The organism is Paenibacillus psychroresistens, assembly GCF_009728935.1.
Lineage (GTDB): Bacteria > Bacillota > Bacilli > Paenibacillales > NBRC-103111 > Paenibacillus_AC > Paenibacillus_AC psychroresistens.
Genome location: NZ_CP034235.1, coordinates 5,836,770 through 5,852,917, shown reverse-complemented (window position 1 = coordinate 5,852,917; position 16,148 = coordinate 5,836,770). Strand labels below are relative to the sequence as shown.

General features: G+C 40.7%; 15 protein-coding genes. 11 read left to right on the top strand and 4 right to left on the bottom strand.

The window, feature by feature from the left end; translation table 11 throughout:
- Positions 1 to 287: 287 nt before the first annotated feature.
- From EHS13_RS26705 to EHS13_RS26685, 5 genes are all read left to right on the top strand, one after another.
- Complete coding sequence (locus EHS13_RS26705; RefSeq protein ID WP_155703306.1) at positions 288 to 1,196, top strand: ABC transporter permease; 909 nt, start codon at positions 288 to 290, stop codon at positions 1,194 to 1,196.
- Entirely contained in the window at positions 1,196 to 2,125 is a 930-nt protein-coding gene (locus tag EHS13_RS26700; RefSeq protein ID WP_155703305.1) for a carbohydrate ABC transporter permease, read from the top strand. Before EHS13_RS26705 ends, EHS13_RS26700 begins: the two co-directional genes overlap by 1 nt.
- A gap of 103 nt (positions 2,126 to 2,228) precedes the next feature.
- A complete protein-coding gene (locus EHS13_RS26695; protein ID WP_155703304.1) occupies positions 2,229 to 3,902 on the top strand; it encodes a type 2 periplasmic-binding domain-containing protein in 1,674 nt (557 codons plus the stop codon).
- A gap of 83 nt (positions 3,903 to 3,985) precedes the next feature.
- Positions 3,986 to 5,698 carry an alpha-1,3-galactosidase-related protein gene (locus EHS13_RS26690; RefSeq protein WP_155703303.1) on the top strand — a complete coding sequence of 571 codons (1,713 nt, stop codon included), beginning with the start codon at positions 3,986 to 3,988 and terminating at the stop codon, positions 5,696 to 5,698.
- Positions 5,699 to 5,724: 26 nt separating this feature from the next.
- On the top strand, positions 5,725 to 6,267 hold the full coding sequence (locus EHS13_RS26685; protein WP_227013528.1) for an HAD family hydrolase: 543 nt from the start codon (positions 5,725 to 5,727) through the stop codon (positions 6,265 to 6,267).
- A 64-nt stretch (positions 6,268 to 6,331) separates the two neighbouring features.
- On the opposite strand, the gene EHS13_RS26680 is transcribed toward EHS13_RS26685, so the two are convergent.
- Entirely contained in the window at positions 6,332 to 6,538 is a 207-nt protein-coding gene (locus EHS13_RS26680) for a hypothetical protein (protein WP_155703301.1), read from the bottom strand.
- Between the two features lie 55 nt (positions 6,539 to 6,593).
- Here EHS13_RS26680 and EHS13_RS26675 point away from each other — a divergent pair, with 55 nt between their 5' ends.
- Both EHS13_RS26675 and EHS13_RS26670 read left to right on the top strand, forming a co-directional pair.
- Positions 6,594 to 7,577 carry an ABC transporter ATP-binding protein gene (locus EHS13_RS26675; RefSeq protein WP_155703300.1) on the top strand — a complete coding sequence of 328 codons (984 nt, stop codon included), beginning with the start codon at positions 6,594 to 6,596 and terminating at the stop codon, positions 7,575 to 7,577.
- Positions 7,574 to 8,671, top strand: coding sequence for an ABC transporter permease (locus EHS13_RS26670; RefSeq protein WP_155703299.1), 1,098 nt, complete (start codon positions 7,574 to 7,576; stop codon positions 8,669 to 8,671). Before EHS13_RS26675 ends, EHS13_RS26670 begins: the two co-directional genes overlap by 4 nt.
- Before the next feature lie 72 nt (positions 8,672 to 8,743).
- Here the strand turns inward: EHS13_RS26670 and EHS13_RS26665 are convergent, their stop codons facing one another.
- Positions 8,744 to 9,574: a phytanoyl-CoA dioxygenase family protein gene (locus EHS13_RS26665; protein WP_155703298.1), complete on the bottom strand. Its 831-nt coding sequence runs from the start codon at positions 9,572 to 9,574 to the stop codon at positions 8,744 to 8,746.
- Between the two features lie 90 nt (positions 9,575 to 9,664).
- Between EHS13_RS26665 and EHS13_RS26660 the strand changes: the two genes are divergently transcribed.
- Positions 9,665 to 10,561, top strand: coding sequence for an AraC family transcriptional regulator (locus EHS13_RS26660; RefSeq protein WP_227013527.1), 897 nt, complete (start codon positions 9,665 to 9,667; stop codon positions 10,559 to 10,561).
- Here the strand turns inward: EHS13_RS26660 and EHS13_RS26655 are convergent.
- Complete coding sequence (locus EHS13_RS26655) at positions 10,551 to 11,423, bottom strand: AraC family transcriptional regulator (RefSeq protein ID WP_155703296.1); 873 nt, start codon at positions 11,421 to 11,423, stop codon at positions 10,551 to 10,553. The two genes, EHS13_RS26660 and EHS13_RS26655, sit on opposite strands and share 11 nt — an antisense overlap.
- Positions 11,424 to 11,596: 173 nt before the next feature.
- Here EHS13_RS26655 and EHS13_RS26650 point away from each other — a divergent pair, with 173 nt between their 5' ends.
- Entirely contained in the window at positions 11,597 to 12,655 is a 1,059-nt protein-coding gene (locus EHS13_RS26650; RefSeq protein WP_227013526.1) for a glycoside hydrolase family 172 protein, read from the top strand.
- Positions 12,656 to 12,721: 66 nt separating this feature from the next.
- Here the strand turns inward: EHS13_RS26650 and EHS13_RS26645 are convergent, their stop codons facing one another.
- Positions 12,722 to 13,735, bottom strand: a complete 1,014-nt coding sequence (locus EHS13_RS26645) for a LacI family DNA-binding transcriptional regulator (protein WP_155703294.1) — start codon at positions 13,733 to 13,735, stop codon at positions 12,722 to 12,724.
- A 359-nt stretch (positions 13,736 to 14,094) separates the two neighbouring features.
- On the opposite strand from EHS13_RS26645, the gene EHS13_RS26640 reads away from it, so the two are divergent.
- Entirely contained in the window at positions 14,095 to 15,153 is a 1,059-nt protein-coding gene (locus EHS13_RS26640; protein ID WP_155703293.1) for a glycoside hydrolase family 130 protein, read from the top strand.
- A 24-nt stretch (positions 15,154 to 15,177) separates the two neighbouring features.
- On the top strand, positions 15,178 to 16,131 hold the full coding sequence (locus tag EHS13_RS26635; protein ID WP_155703292.1) for an ABC transporter permease: 954 nt from the start codon (positions 15,178 to 15,180) through the stop codon (positions 16,129 to 16,131).
- Positions 16,132 to 16,148 lie beyond the last annotated feature (17 nt).

The window sequence follows — 16,148 nt, the reverse complement described above, 5'->3', positions numbered from 1 at the left end:
TCTTAGAATTCCGGACAAACGCCGTCCTACTACTAACAAACTACAATCATTGTTGTTTGTTAGTAGTAGGACGCCATAGCCGTTTATCCTTGGAGCAAATGTATATGGATTATTTTTAGAAATACTATGGATTATCTTTAGAAAACTTTCCTCGGAGGTTTTCTTTTTTTTATCTGTATACGTTTTCAGTTGAAATCATAAATTGCGTGCATGTTCGCTCAGATAGCAATAAGAGATAATAAAACCAAGGAAATAAAGCGTTTAAGAAAAATCTTAGGAGGTTTCAAATGGAAAAGCTATTGGGGAAGGGAATTTTCAAGCATCGCTATTTATACATCCTGCTCCTTCCTACGGTATTATATTATCTGTTTTTTCAATATCTGCCGATGTACGGGGTTGTCCTTGCTTTCAAGGAATTTCATATTAAAAAAGGTATCCTGCGCAGCCCGTGGATAGGGTTTGATAATTTCAAAGAGCTGCTGCATCAGGTCGATTTTTGGCAAGCATTTAATAACACGATTATCATCAGCTTGGGACGGATTATCATTGAGTTTCCGGTTGCGATTATTCTTGCCTTACTTATCAATGAAGTGACCAAAACGAAATTTAAACGTTTTTATCAAACGGTATATACGTTTCCACACTTTATCTCATGGGTTATCATCAGCGGAATTATGTTTAATTTTTTAGGCGAATCAGGTGTGCTTAATCAGATAATCTCTTCCTTTGGTTTTGATAAATATCAATTTTTGACTGACCCTGGATTGTTTCGCCCCATCATATTTCTGTCCAATATGTGGAAAGAGGTAGGCTGGAGCGCAATTATATATTTAGCTGCTATTGCTGGCATCAACCCTGAGCTTTATGAAGCTGCTCATGTGGATGGTGCAAATCGATTTCAACAGCTTAAGGCTATTACTTGGCCTTCCATTCGAGGCACAGCAGCAATCCTGTTAATTCTTGCAGTTGGGAAAGCGATGGATGGCGGTTTCGAGCAAATATTCAATCTTTATAATCCTGGCGTGTATAAAACCGGTGATATTATCGATACCTATGTGTATCGTTCAGCGTTCCGCGATGGCTTAAGCTTTGGTGTTACTACAGCAGTTGGGCTATTCAAGGCCGTCATTAATTTCACGTTGTTATATTCGGCCAACTATATGGTGAAAAAAATGGGTGAGGAGGGGTTAGTGTAATGGGACAAGATAGCAACCCAGATTTAACAGTGAATGAGCAGAAAATCACCGTCCGAGCACGAAAGCTAAATTTGCCGGATGTGTTGATTCATTGTGTTCTCATGGTATTGACTCTTTGCACGATATTACCGTTTTATAATGTTATCTTATTATCCTTTAGTGATTCAGTTGCCGTTGCCAAGCAGACCATTTACTTAATTCCGACGACCTTTGACTTCTCGGCGTACCGCTATATTTTACATGAACCGCGTTTCCTCCATGCTTTCTATGTAACTTTTTTTGTAACAGTAGTGGGTACTTCGATCAATTTGATTGTTACCTTAACAGGAGCTTATGCATTGTCTAAAACCGGATATCCTGGACGAAAATTTATTATGTCAGCGATTATTTTCACCATGTTCTTCAATGGTGGACTGATTCCCTTATACTTGACCATGAAAAATCTCGGTTTGATCAACAACTTGTTTGTTATGGTGCTTCCAGTCGCTGTAAACACTTTCTATCTGATTATATGTCTCGCCTTTTTCCGTTCTTTACCTGCTGGGTTAGAGGAATCAGCTAAAATTGACGGTGCTAATGATATTCGCGTGCTTTACTCGATTGTATTGCCTATTGCGAAGCCGATGATTGCGACAATTGCGTTATTCTATGCAGTGGATCGTTGGAACGAGTGGTGGTACGGCGTGCTGTTTATGACCAATGTTAATTTACTTCCTTTACAAGCACTGTTGCGAGAGCTTTTGACTAATTATGCACAGCTGCTAAAAGGAATAGATATTAGCTCTGTTACTACACTGAATACAAGCTTGCGCCCTGAAATGTTAAAAATGGCGGTATTGGTTGTCAGCGCGTTGCCGATTCTATGCTTATATCCATTCCTGCAGCAGTATTTCTCCAAAGGCGTTATGATCGGCTCGATCAAAGGTTAGTAGAAGCGCAAGCTTTTATTATATATAAACCCGTATCGATGTCATTCAATGATGTGCGACCGCGTTTATAGGTAGAAAAAAATTAGCTAAGGGGATATGAAAAATGAAAAAGGTTAAGTTACTTGTCACATTATCCGCAGTCACCGTTTTACTCGCCTCACTCCTTGCAGGCTGTAGCAAGAAAGCAGATGAAAGTCAGCCTTCCTCATCTATAGCAGCAACAGCTGCAGCAACTGCAGCGGTAGGAGATGCTGTAACTCCTGCACCTGCGACTGACGACTCATTGAAGGAGCATTTGGACATATCTGTTTCCTGGTGGGGAATCGGTGTAGCTTTTGAGAAGCATGACGAAATTATCCAAAAGCTCGAGAAAGACTTTAACATTACACTTAAAGCTATGGATATTGGTTGGGATAATTATAAAGAAAAATCTCAGGTATGGGCTGCAGCAGGTGAATTGCCTGATATTATTACACATAGCCTTGTAAATGATAATCCGGCTACTTATAATGAGTGGGTAAAACAAGATTTAATTCATGCGCTACCGCAGGATCTAAGTAAATACCCTAATGTTGAAAAGGTAGCAAAAGCAACAGATGTTCAAGGCTTGTACCGCGATGGCAAGCTTTATGCCATCCCGCGTTTGACTTATCCGAACACGGATATGTGGGCAGTGGATCGTGCGATTTATGTTCGCAAGGACTGGATGGATAAATTAGGCATCAAGGATCCACAAAATTTTGCTGAATTTAATGCTATGCTGAAAGCGTTTGTAGAAAAAGATCCTGACGGTAACAATAAGAAAGATACAGCTGGTATAGTCATGAATACAATGGGATATTTCAACTCTGTATTTGTGCCGACCTTCCCGCAATTCGGGAATAAAAGCTGGTTGAAGGAAGATGGTAAATGGATACCATTCTATGCTTCGAAACAAATGGATGCAGTAGTTGTTCAGGCTCGTCAGTTGTATGCAGAGGGTGGGCTGGATCAGGATTTTGCAGTTGAAAAATCTGGAGAAGGCAACCAAAAGTTCTACCAGAGTAAAGCAGGAGCTTTTGCACTAAATGTAAACGCAGTACAAGGATCAACTGGAGTTAAAGCAGAGTGGGAGAAGGGTAACCCAGGTCAGAACTTCTATGATCATGTGAAACTTATTCACTTATGGCCTGCTGCTGACAGTAATGTCTATCGCCATACTACAACATCATTCTGGTCTGAGACTATGATCAATGCAGATGTAAACGATGCTAAGCTTGATCGGATTCTGAAGCTGTACGATTGGTTGCTTTCTCCTGCAGGCAAAGAAATGTTTGACTTTGGGATTGAAGGCAAGGATTATACTAAAGATGGCGACAAAATTACAGTAACACGTGAAAAAGATGAAAAAGGTCAGCTTATCGATCTTAAAAAGAAATACCCATCTATGGATACTATTTCTCAGCTGGCAATGTGGAGAAATGCAAGCTCACTTGAAGACAGTGATGCCAACAAAGCAGCTTTTGGTGAAGAAAACGTGAAATTTATCCAAGATGAATTAAACTGGCAGATGACGAACGCTAAGGCAATTCCTACAGAGTTTACAATTGCTACACTATCGACACCAGCTAAAGATAAACTATCTGCAATTACTTTTGATGATGATTTCGTAAGAGTGATTTTAAGCAAAGAAGATCCAGTCAAAATGTGGCATGATATTCTAAAAAGCTACGATAGCAAGGGATTGCAAGCTGCTATTACAGAAGTAACGGCTGAAATGGCCAAACAAGGTAAATAAATAAAAAGCTTAAATAAAGGAAATGTTCTGCAGCCTCGCTGTGGAGCATTTCCTTGTTCAGCACTCAAAGGACGGTTTATTCCATGCAGCCAACAGATTCAGCTAACTTTTCCAATTATACGATTATCCGTTTAACAGACTATGGGGTCAAACCGGATTCAGGTGAAGATGCAACACCTGCAATGAAGCGAGCTATTGAAGCAGCTTTGCAGCTGAGGTGTCCGATTATATTGGAATGCCCAGCTGGGCGTTATGATTTCTATCCAGAGCAAGCGACACGATTGCCTTATTATATTACCAATACCGCAAGTGAAAGCGAGAATCCAGATGTAACTAAAACAATCGGCATATTGCTTAAAGGCGTAAAAAAGCTTGTGCTTGAAGGGAATGGCTCGCTTTTTATATTTCATGGCAAACAAACCATGTTCGTAATCGACGCTTGTGATGATATACTTATACGCAACTTACATACTGATTTTGCTCAGCCGACTGTTGTAGAAATGACTGTCGAAGGGCATGGGACTGATTATCTCGATGTTAGGGTACATGCCGATTCTCATTATGAGATTGCTGAAGGTCAATTAAATTGGGTTGGCAAGGGTTGGAACTTTCTGGAAGGGCCAATGCAAGAGTTTAATCCGGATAATAATACAACCTGGCGGATTGATAATTTGCTGGAGACAGCTGTAAAAACGGTAGAGTTGGAGCCACGATTGCTGCGTATTTATTTCGAATTCACTCCAGACAAGATTCGGGGTCGAATTCTACAAACACGCGATGGAGTACGTGACCAGGTAGGGGCATTCGTACACAGAAGCCGCAATATTTCATGGGATAATGTTGGGATGCACTTTATGCATGGGCTGGGAATTGTCGGTCAGTTTAGTGAGGATTTGAGCTTCAATGCCATGGAAATGGCGCCGCGTCCAGAAACAGGACGAACGGTTACGGCTTTCGCTGATTTTATTCATTTGATGGGATGCCGTGGGAAAATCAAAGTTAACCAAAGCCGGTTCATTGGCGGCCATGATGATCCAATCAATGTGCATGGCACTTATCTGGGTATTATCAGCAATCCAGCGCTTAATCAGTTGTTAGTGCGGTTTATGCATCACCAAAGCTATGGCTTCGAAGCGTTCATCCCGGGGGATGAGCTTGATTTTGTACGAGGAGACTCCTTAATTCCTTATGAGAGCAATAAGGTTAAATCAGCTGAATTTGTTAATCCTCGCGAAATCCTTCTGACGCTGGAACAACCTATCCCAGAGGGGGTTAAACCAGGTGATGTAGTAGAAAATGTAACCTGGATACCTGAGGTTGAGATTTCAGATAATTATTTTGCGAGCATTCCTACTCGAGGTGTATTAATAACTACACGCGGTAAAGTTGTAATTGAACATAATTTGTTTGAACATATGACAATGAGTGCGATATCAGTTGCCGATGATGCTGCTAGCTGGTATGAGTCTGGCTGTGTCAAGGATCTAACCATCCGCAGCAACCGATTTATTGAATGTGGAAATAGTGAGCATCCAGTAATTTACATTGCACCAGAGAATACATCAGTGAATATAGCTGAGCCGGTCCATCACAATATCTTTATTGAGGGCAATTTCATTCAAACGTCTGATGCGCTTGTACTCCATGCCAAAAGCACAAATTCTATTAGCTTTAAGCATAATGAGGTTGTTTTAATAGGTGATTCTGCTAGATTGAAGTCTATGGATGATTTAATCCATTTAACAGCATGCTCGGCTGTGGTTATTGCAGACAACTCGATTACTTTGAAATTGTAAATAATAAACAAAGGGAGTTTTTTAGTGTGAATGAGAAGAAACTTGTCATATTCCTAGATAGCGGCGATACGATTATTGATGAAACAACAGAGGTTAGAGACAGCGAGGGGATTGTGCTTAGCGCGAGTGTTATTCCAGATGCGGATGTCATGGTAAAGACACTTTATAATAGAGGGTATACGTTAGTCCTTGTCGCTGATGGCGATGCACAATCGTTTAAGAATGTGTTTAAACAGCAGGGATTATATGATTATTTTACGGCTATGATTATTTCGGAGAATATTAAGGCGACTAAGCCAAGCCCAAGAATGTTTAAAGCGGCAGCTGGTGCGATCGAATTAAATGAGGCGGATTACTCGCGAATTGTGATGGTGGGAAACAACTTAAGCAGAGACATTAAAGGAGCAAATGCGCTTGGCATTACCAGCGTTTTTCTAAGCTGGACTTCGAGGTATCCTCATACTCCTGCAGATGAGAGTGAGCGTCCGGATTATACGATTGCAGAACCGTTGGAGCTATTGGAATTGGTTGAGAAATTAAATGCTGCTTTACTGAATAATGTAAGCTAAAGATAAAGAGCCATGTGCGAGAGAATTTCTCAGCCGTGGCTCATTTTCATAGTGAGATCTATATTTATTGAGTTGAAGCACGTAAATTCGCTAGCAGCATTTTTAGGCGACCAGGGATTTCAGAACGAGAAGTGGAATGTGCAGAATCTTCAAAAATAGTAACACCAACACGAATTGGCAAAAAGGGTTCATTTGAATCTAAGTAGAGCAATGGTGCAGCACGTAATGCGGTTTCCCAATGCTTAGTTTGAATGATGGAGTATTTTGACATATAATCGGCGCTCCTTGATGTTAGTGGTACTATTATTATATCATTAAATAGAGTGATGGCAGTAGGGGAGGTATTATTTCAAGTGGCAGAAAACCAAGCTATTATTGCAGTAGATGGGCTTGTTAAGCGTTACGGTACGCATACCGCAGTTAATGGAATTAGCTTTGAGGTTATGCAAGGTGAGGTTTTCGGGCTGTTGGGACCAAATGGCGCTGGGAAAACAACAACGATGGAAATGATCGAAGGACTGCGTCTGCCGGATGGTGGAACTGCTAAGGTTGCAGGCTTTGATACACGCAAGGATCTCAAAAAGATCAAGGAAGTCATCGGAGTTCAGCTGCAATCGACCTCATTATTTGATTTATTAAAGGTTAGTGAAATTGCACAAATGTATGCCAGCTTTTATACAAAAACGGTACCAATTGGGCCATTATTAGAAGATGTTTTACTTAAAGAAAAACTCAATGATCGAGTCAAGAATTTATCTGGCGGGCAAAAGCAACGCCTAGCAATCGCATTAGCTCTAGTGAATGATCCGCAAATCATTTTTCTCGATGAGCCTACTACTGGATTAGATCCACAGGCTCGCCGTACGCTATGGGACATTATATTGCGCTTAAAGGAACGTGGGAAGACGATTGTTCTCTCAACACATTACATGGATGAAGCGCATATTCTTTGTGACCGCATCTGTCTGATGGATCGTGGAGAAATTGTAGCGTTGGATACTCCACGCAATTTAGTGCTTAATTTGCAATCCGATAGCGCAATTGAGTTTCGAGTGCCTGCTCAGGAAACGGGGTCAACTATTGAGAAGCAAAATCTGTTAAAGCAATTGCGTGCGATTAATGATGTGAAACAAGTCGATATCCGCAAGGATGTTTTTGTGCTTTATACGGATAATCTCCAGAATGCATTGCTTGGTTTAATCCAAGAGGCTGCTGCACAATCGATTCAATTTGCTGATTTACAAACGCGGACAGCTACTTTAGAGGATGTTTTCATACATATGACTGGAAGGAGCTTGAGAGAAGAATGAGTGCGTATGTTCAATTAACCTTAGCGCAGCTGCGCTTATTCTCCCGCAATCGCCAGGTTCTGGCTTGGTCCTTGATTTTTCCATTGATATTTATGATTATGCTGGGCAGCTTTTTTGGCAAAGGCAATACGAATACGGTTAAGCTGTATTTAGTGGATCAGGATCAGACTACGGCCTCCAAAGCTTTTATTTCTTCACTTGACGCAACTAAAGCAGCCAAGATTATTATTGGGACTGAAACCGAACAAGCACTTAAGGATTTAAAGCATGGTGAGAATGAGCTGATCGTTGTCATACCTAAGGGTTATGAAGCAGCACTTTCAATAGCGACAAGTGAAGCAAATGCTCACGTTCAGCTATTCTATGACGAAACCAATCAAGCTACCAAACAGACCGGTGAATTTCTGCTGAATCAGGTTGCGGATGATATTAGCAAGACAATCATGGATTATAAGCCGGTAGTAACTGTTAAAGCGGAAGGTGTGCAGTCGCTAAACCTTAAGTATATGGATTTCTTAGTGCCTGGGATAGTTGCGATGATGATTATGTCCAATAACTTGAATGGTGTTGCGGGTCAAATCTCCTCATGGCGGGAGCGGGGGATTTTGCGTCGCATGCAGAGCACTCCATTGCATGCATCATCATTTATTGCTGCACAAATTACAGCGCGTTTGATTATGAATGCTTCGCAGGCAACGATTGTATTGTTAGTGGCGAACCTCGTTTTTCATACTCAGGTTCGCGGCTCGTGGCTGCTGCTCTTGATGTTCGTTATTCTCGGGACGCTGACTTTTATGTCGATTGGTTTTATTGTCGCATCGCTGGCAAAAACACCTGAGAGTGCGGGTCCAATTGCTGGATTAATCTCGTTTCCAATGCTGTTTCTCGGTGGGCTATTCTTTCCAATAAACAATATGCCCAGTTGGGTGCAAACGATTATCAAGCTATTTCCCATTGCCCATCTTTCGACAGCTATGCGGCAGGTGATGAATGTAGGAGAAGGCTTGGCGGTTCTCTGGCCGCAAACTTTGATTTTACTCGGTTGGGTTCTGGTTACTTTTGTGATTTCTAGTCTAACGTTTAAGTGGGAATAAACGAAAGCGACTGGCTTCAAAGTAGGTTTCTACTTGGAAGCAGTCGCTTTTTGTATAGGTTAGAGTTTAGCTTTACGGTCGTGAGTAAACCAAAGGGAAAAAATCATTATCAAACTTCTGGCCCTCAACTGGACGAGGTCCTAGAAACTTAACATTATCGTGATTCATCACTCTAGCATGATATCCGGTACCACCAGGCATTAAATGAGCTACTGTAGATAATCGGGGTACGGTTGTAAGATTGGGACCACTGCCATGAAAAGTAAGCGCATGATGGAAGCTCGCTTGGCCTGCTTTAAGAATACAAGGCTCCTCAATCCATTCGTGTCCTTCTGCACTATATTTTTCACGTAAAATATCGAGATTCTGATCAAAAAAGGTATTGCTATCAGGGATAAGTCCCCATTTGTGCGAGCCGAGAATGGTCATCATTCCGCCATTGGTTAAATCGGTATCTTGGAGTGCAATCCAAACGGTCATCATATTCATATTATCCGAGCATTGCCAATAACCAAAATCCTGATGCCAGCCAACATTCCCCACATTTGAAACCTCTCCCCCTAAGCCTGGCTTATAGATCATCTGATCATGCCATAGCCGAATGCTGTCTACCTCTAACAAATCTGCAGCAAGCTCACCTATATAGGGATCGGTTACTGTATTTCTCACATCATTATTAATCCACCAGCCATTGTCTTGCTTGCGTAAACGCTTGGGATCTGGATTCAGATTTACTGGATGCATGGGATAACCATCTCCATCAAAATCACCTGACCATATGCGGTCATGTGCCGCTCTTAGCTTCTCAATTTGGTCATCCGTTATCAGCTTTGGGCTAATCCAATAACCATCGCGGTTAAACTTTGCTTTATCTTCCTGCGTAATCTTAATTTTCTCAATCATAGCTGAATGCTCCTTCGCGTTATAATACTAGAAGCATAAATCATCTTAAAACAATTGACGTTCATTAAATGTGAGAGTAAGATTATGTACATGAAAACAAAAAATGAACAGTTGAAGTCAAATGGAAGAACACAAATAAATAATCTTAAGCGTTGGACTTTTGATGGGATTGATTATGGTGTACCAGAAATCGTTTTGTTTGGCTTCGATGATGCTCGCAAAGCAATTCCATTAGTGGAACATCATCATGTAAGTTCCTTTGAATTTGTTTATATTGAAAAAGGCAAGGCGAGCTGGGAGACGGAGCAAGGGAAATTCGAAACAAGAGCGGGGGAAGTATTCTATACACTTCCGGATGAAATACACCGAGGGAGCTTGAATATAATCGAGCCATGCCGTTTTTGGTGGATAGTTCTGCAAATCCCGACCGTTCATGCTGATAAACGCTGGCTTGGAATAGAAGCGACGGAGGCGGCTCAATTATTAGAGATCTTATATGCATTGCCAAGAGTTAGTAAACCGCAAACCCCTAGCTTGCGCAGCCTCCAAAGAATTCGTGCGGCTATCGAACGGAGTGATCCATTGGTTTCCGTAGAGGTTCGCATATCAGTGCTGGACTTTTTACTAAGCTTAAAATTACCTAAGCCATTGGATTATATTTCGGCTGAATTAATCAGTAGTATGGAAAAAATTAAAGCTGAGATTTCAACTAGACTGGATTGGAATCCTCGCTTAGAAGAATTAGCAGCAATTGCTCATGTAAGTCCTTCCTATTACCATAAAGTGTTTCAATCTTATACGGGGCTTACCCCAAAATCATATTTAGACCATGTGAAAATTGCAGAAGCAACCAGATTGCTTAAAGAAACCAAGCTTTCGGTAACGGAGATTACTTTTATGCTGGGCTATAGCTCTACACAGCATTTTGCTACTGCTTTCCGTCGACTCATGGGGCAAACACCTACACAATTAAGACTTAATTCTTAACTTTTCTAAAAGATGATGGTGAAACACCTTCCAGCTTGCGAAAAGCGCGACTGAAAGCATGGATGCTATGAAAGCCAAACTCTTCCGCAATATAGGTTAAGGAATGCGATGAGAATTGAATCATTTGCTTGGCTTTTTCCATTCGGACCTGCAAATGATATTGAATCGGGCTCATTCCAAAGCCGCTTTTAAACAGTCTACATAAATAATATTTGCTTAGATTCGCAAAGCTGGATAACTCGTTGAGTGTGAGCTCTTTATTAGCATTATGGCTTATATAGTTTTTAATCCGGTCCAATTGCTCCCAATTAGACAAAAGATATTTATGCGTATTCCAATCATGCTCGCGCAGCAGTTGGATCCATAACGAAGTAAATAAACCTTTGGCTGAGGCTTCGTAATAGGGGAACTTCCGCTCAAGCTCAAAGATAATATCGTAAATTAATTTCTCGATCACAGCTGGCTTGGTTAGACGGATATGGTTGGGCAGCGGGTTCATCTCAAATTGAGTGACATCCTCGCGAAACCATTGTTTTTCTTGCTCGTTCATAGCCTGTAGCGGCTTGAAGGATACGTTCACTTCAGGACTATCCGATTGATAATAAAGATCAAAATGAATATGTGGCTGATGCAAGGTTTTGTTGTTTAGAAGATAAATGGAATGGGATTGCATCGGCTTAAATAGAAATATATCTCCAGGAAGCCCAAGATAAGTTTTGTTCTCCACGGTAACTTTTATCTCGCCAGCCTTCACAAAAAGCAATTCATAATCAAAAATAACGCGTTCCTTAATAAAGTAAGGCGACTCAATGTAATCATCCAAGGCAACTCGTATGTAGGGTGATAAGTTGTTTAAATCCATCTGATCTATGCCTCCTTTACCTATATTATAAACGAAAGCGCTTAATAATAGAGCAATAATTGTTAAATAATAGTCCAATATAGCTAAATATTAATTCTGGAATTAGGATTACAATTTTATAGTGAGTAAACATTTAGGAGGCGAAGGACATAGATTCTTTTAATGGGTTAGACATGGGTTTGGGAAGCTTGCCGCGTATATCCAATGCTAAAAGCAGATCGATCAGCGCAGAGAACTTTACGGGTGAAAAAGGTAAAGCGGGTATGGCTACAGAAGGAACAGGCATGAATCAGGCGCGGGACTTAGGGCAAGGCTGGAAAGTCTCTCCTTCTGTTCTGATTCCCGGGAATAGTACATTTACAATGGCAGAGATTACTGGGCCTGGAGCGATTCAGCATATTTGGCTCACTTGTGATCCTAAGAATTGGCGTCGTTTTATCATTCGGATTTATTGGGATGGCGAAGCAACACCATCTGTTGAAGCTCCATTAGGTGATTTCTTCTGCAATGGTTGGTGCGAACGGAGTAATGTGAATTCAATGCCGGTTGCGGTTAATCCTGCTGGTGGAATGAACAGCTATTGGTCCATGCCTTTCCGCAAGACTGCAAAAATAACCATTGAGAATCTCTCCTCTGAACAAGAAGTACTCTACTATCAGGTCGATTATACGTTAACCGAAGTGCCTGATGATGTTGCTTACTTTCACGCTCAATGGCGGAGAAGCAATCCCTTAGAGTACAAAGAAGTACATACAATATTGGATGGTGTAACAGGAAAAGGCCATTATGTCGGAACTTATCTCGCATGGCAAGTTAATAATACGGGTTGGTGGGGCGAAGGAGAAATCAAGTTCTTCATGGATGGTGATCAAGAGTTTCCAACCATTTGTGGCACTGGAACGGAAGACTATTTTGGCGGGGCTTGGAATTTTGAGCATCCCATTGGAGAGTACGGTGTGTTCTCAACTGCTTTTCTCGGACTCCACCAAGTGATTAAACCTGATGGGCTCTATCGCAGCCAACAAAGATTCGGCATGTATCGCTGGCATATTATGGACCCAATTCGCTTTGATGCTGATTTGAAAGTAACCATTCAGGCATTGGGGTGGAGATCAGGCGGCAGATATTTACCGCTTCAGGACGACATTGCATCGGTAGCTTTCTGGTATCAAACGGAGCCGCATGCTAGCTACAAACCACTTCCAGATATCGATGGGCTTGAGGTTATTTAACTAAAGCGTACCAAAAAGACTATTGCGGATCATGCAATAGTCTTTTTGGTTGTTCCGTAGTGCTAGTTACTTCACTTGACTAACAGAATCCCGTTCGATCAGGCGGCTTTTTACATAGATATTTTTGGGTTGTTCGCCAATGTGTTGGATACGCCAGAGCATGAGGTTAACGGACTCGCTTGCGAAATCATGCTTGCTGATATTCATCGAAGTTAATGCCGGAACAACCGTTTGACTTAAATCAGTATTATCGAAGCTAATAATAGATACCTGATTAGGTACGGAATAGCCTTCACCTTGTAATTTAAGCTGCAGCTTATAGGCTGCCATGTCGCAATGGCAAACAAATGCTGTTGGGAGCTGCTTAGGGAGTGAGAAATCAATTAAATAGGATCCATTTTCATCATTGTTTACGATGTGCCAATCCTTGTTCAATACTAACTGGTGGGCAGTTAATGCTTTAATATAACCACAATAGCGATCCATGATACTGGTTGTATAATGTGGATTTCCGACAAAACCAATATTCGTATGTCCTTTATCGATCAGGTGCTTGGTAACCGTATAGCCGGATTGATAATTGTCAGATACGATACAGTCTAGTGTTAATTCGGGTTTGTAGAAATCAATAGCAATAACTGCAAAACGGTAGGAAATCAGTGATCTTACATAAGTTTCGTTGACTTCGCCAACAATAAATATGCCATTTAATTCAGCTTGATCTTGAACGAGAGAGAGAGGGATCGTATTATTCTGCTCTTGTTCGGGATTTAAGATGTAGAGGGAAAGGCTGATGTCTCGTTTCGCACATTCTTGATTCATATAATAGTAGATTTTTGTATAAAAATTATCGGTGTCAAGGAAAAAGCGCTTAGGGACCAATATGCCTAGCTTTGAAACAGTCTTAGCTAGCTTAGCAGCATTCTTAGTTGTATATCCCACTTCAATTGAGGTCTGGATGATCCGTTTCTTCAACTCATCACTAACGCCCGGTTGGTTGTTTAAAGCTTTGGAGACGGTAACTTTCGTTACTCCAAGCTTGTTCGCGATAGTATCTAAGGTTACTTTGCCTTTTTGCATGGGTTATCTCCTCTATACAAGTTAGATAAATACTTAAGTAAATATTAACCAAAGTAACTTAACAAGTCAATAGTAACCTAAAGTAAACAAAAATAAACTAACAAATTAATAAGCTATCATATGATCGATAATATTAAAATAATTAGGTTTAATAACGGTTTTTTTGAAATGAAATCTGTTAACTAAAAGGGAGGGAAACGAATTAATGTAAATTTGTTTAAAGAGTTACAAGTTAAAAGTTATAAATTGTAACTTTAGTTTTTAAAATTGACAAAGTAATAATATTAAATTATAATCGCTTACATAAGGTAACAAACAGAAAAGCGGCCAGAATGGTGCGAGAATGAGAGGAATACAACATGACTATCCTACGTTCAAATAATAATCCGATTATTTCCCCAATTAGTGTTACTGCTTCCGAGTCGAATATGGAAGTCATTGGAGTGTTTAATGCTGGAGTCGCTAGATATAACGATGAAATTGTTCTATTGCTGCGCGTTGCAGAAAGACCAATTAATCATGACACCGAAGTGATGCTGGTACCTGTTTACGATCCTGCATCTAAGCAAATTAGAATTGAAACTATTCTGAAGCATCCTGATCATGATATGTCTGATGTTAGAGTTATTAAAACACCTAAACGCAATTATTTAACATCTATGTCTCATTTGAGAGTGGCACGCAGTAAAGATGGAATTAATTTTACGATTGATGCAGAACCTACTATTATGCCGGACACGATTTATGAAAGCTATGGAATAGAAGACCCGCGGATTACTCAAATAGGCGATACCTATTATATTACCTATTCTGCAATTTCGGAGTACGGCATCTGTACAGGACTAATTACGACTACGGACTTTCTCGACTTCGAGCGTAAAGGCAATGTTTTTCACCCGGATAATAAAGATGTGGTTATTTTCCCAAGAAAGATTGGGGATAAATATTATGCTTTACATCGTCCTTCTTGTTCCCATTATGGAAATCCTGAGATGTGGATTGCCGAATCGAGCGATTTATTGCAGTGGGGTAATCATCAACACTTGATTGGCGTACGTGAAGGAAGCTGGGATGGCGGTCGGATTGGCGCAAGTGCAATTCCTTTTGAAATTGAAGAGGGTTGGCTGGAAATCTACCATGGTGCAGACAGCAATAATCGGTATTGCCTAGGCGCACTGCTATTAGATAAGAACGAGCCTTGGAAAGTGCTGGCTCGAAGCGAGATCCCTTTTATGGAACCTGAGCGTGACTATGAAGTGGAAGGTTTCTTCGGAAATGTAATCTTTCCTTGCGGCGTCTTGTATGAAGATGGATTAATTAAAATTTATTATGGTGCTGGCGATACCTGCGTGGGTTACGCAGAAACAACACTTGAATTCATTAAAGAGAATCTTAGCCAGGGTTCGCTAACTCGCTAAATTAAGGATGAAGGAGATGTTGGTATGGAAGCATCACAGCCCATTCGTAAGAAGAAGAAAGACACCTTCATGCGAGAAATTAGTAAGAATAAGTATCTCTACTTATTAACTTTACCGGGTATACTATTTTTTCTTATCTTCAACTATTTGCCCATAGTCGGTTTATATATCGCCTTTGTGGATTATAATCCGCTGGCTGGCTTATATGGGATGAAAAGCGCATTTGTTGGATTGGAGAATTTCAAATTCTTCTTTACCTCCAACGATTGGATAACGGTGACCGTTAATACTATTTACCTGAATGCCTTATTCATCATTACTGGACTTGTCGTCCAAATTTTCATGGCTATCGGCTTAAATGAGCTGGGGAGTAAAATTTTCAGTAAATTTGCACAATCCTTTATGTTCCTGCCTAATTTTCTGTCATGGACAGTTGTCTCAGTATTCTCAGTTGCGCTTTTTTCCACAGATGCTGGTGTTTTCAATCATGTGTGGACGGGATTAGGCTTTGATCCGATTAATTTTTATCAAAATCCGGATGTATGGCCCGTTTTACTTGTACTCTTGAAGCTTTGGAAGGGTGTCGGTTTTGGAACTGTTATCTATCTAGCTACAATAGCGGGGATGGATCAGGAAGTATTCGAAGCTGCGAAGATTGATGGAGCAACCCGTTTCCAATCTATCATCCACATCACCTTGCCCATGCTAAAAACGACAACGATTATGCTGCTTATTTTATCAATTGGCGGGATATTCTATGGTGATTTTGGAATGATCTTCGCTTTAATCGGAGATAATCCGTTATTAAGACCAACAACAGATGTAATTGATACATTTGTGTATCGAGCCCTAAGAGTAAATAATGATATCGGGATGTCTTCAGCAATCGGTCTTTTCCAAGCAGTGGTTGGTTTTATTATGGTAATCTCTGCGAATGGTTTAGCCAAAAGATACTCGAAGGATTCCAATTTATTCTAATTCTAAGGTAGTGAGGA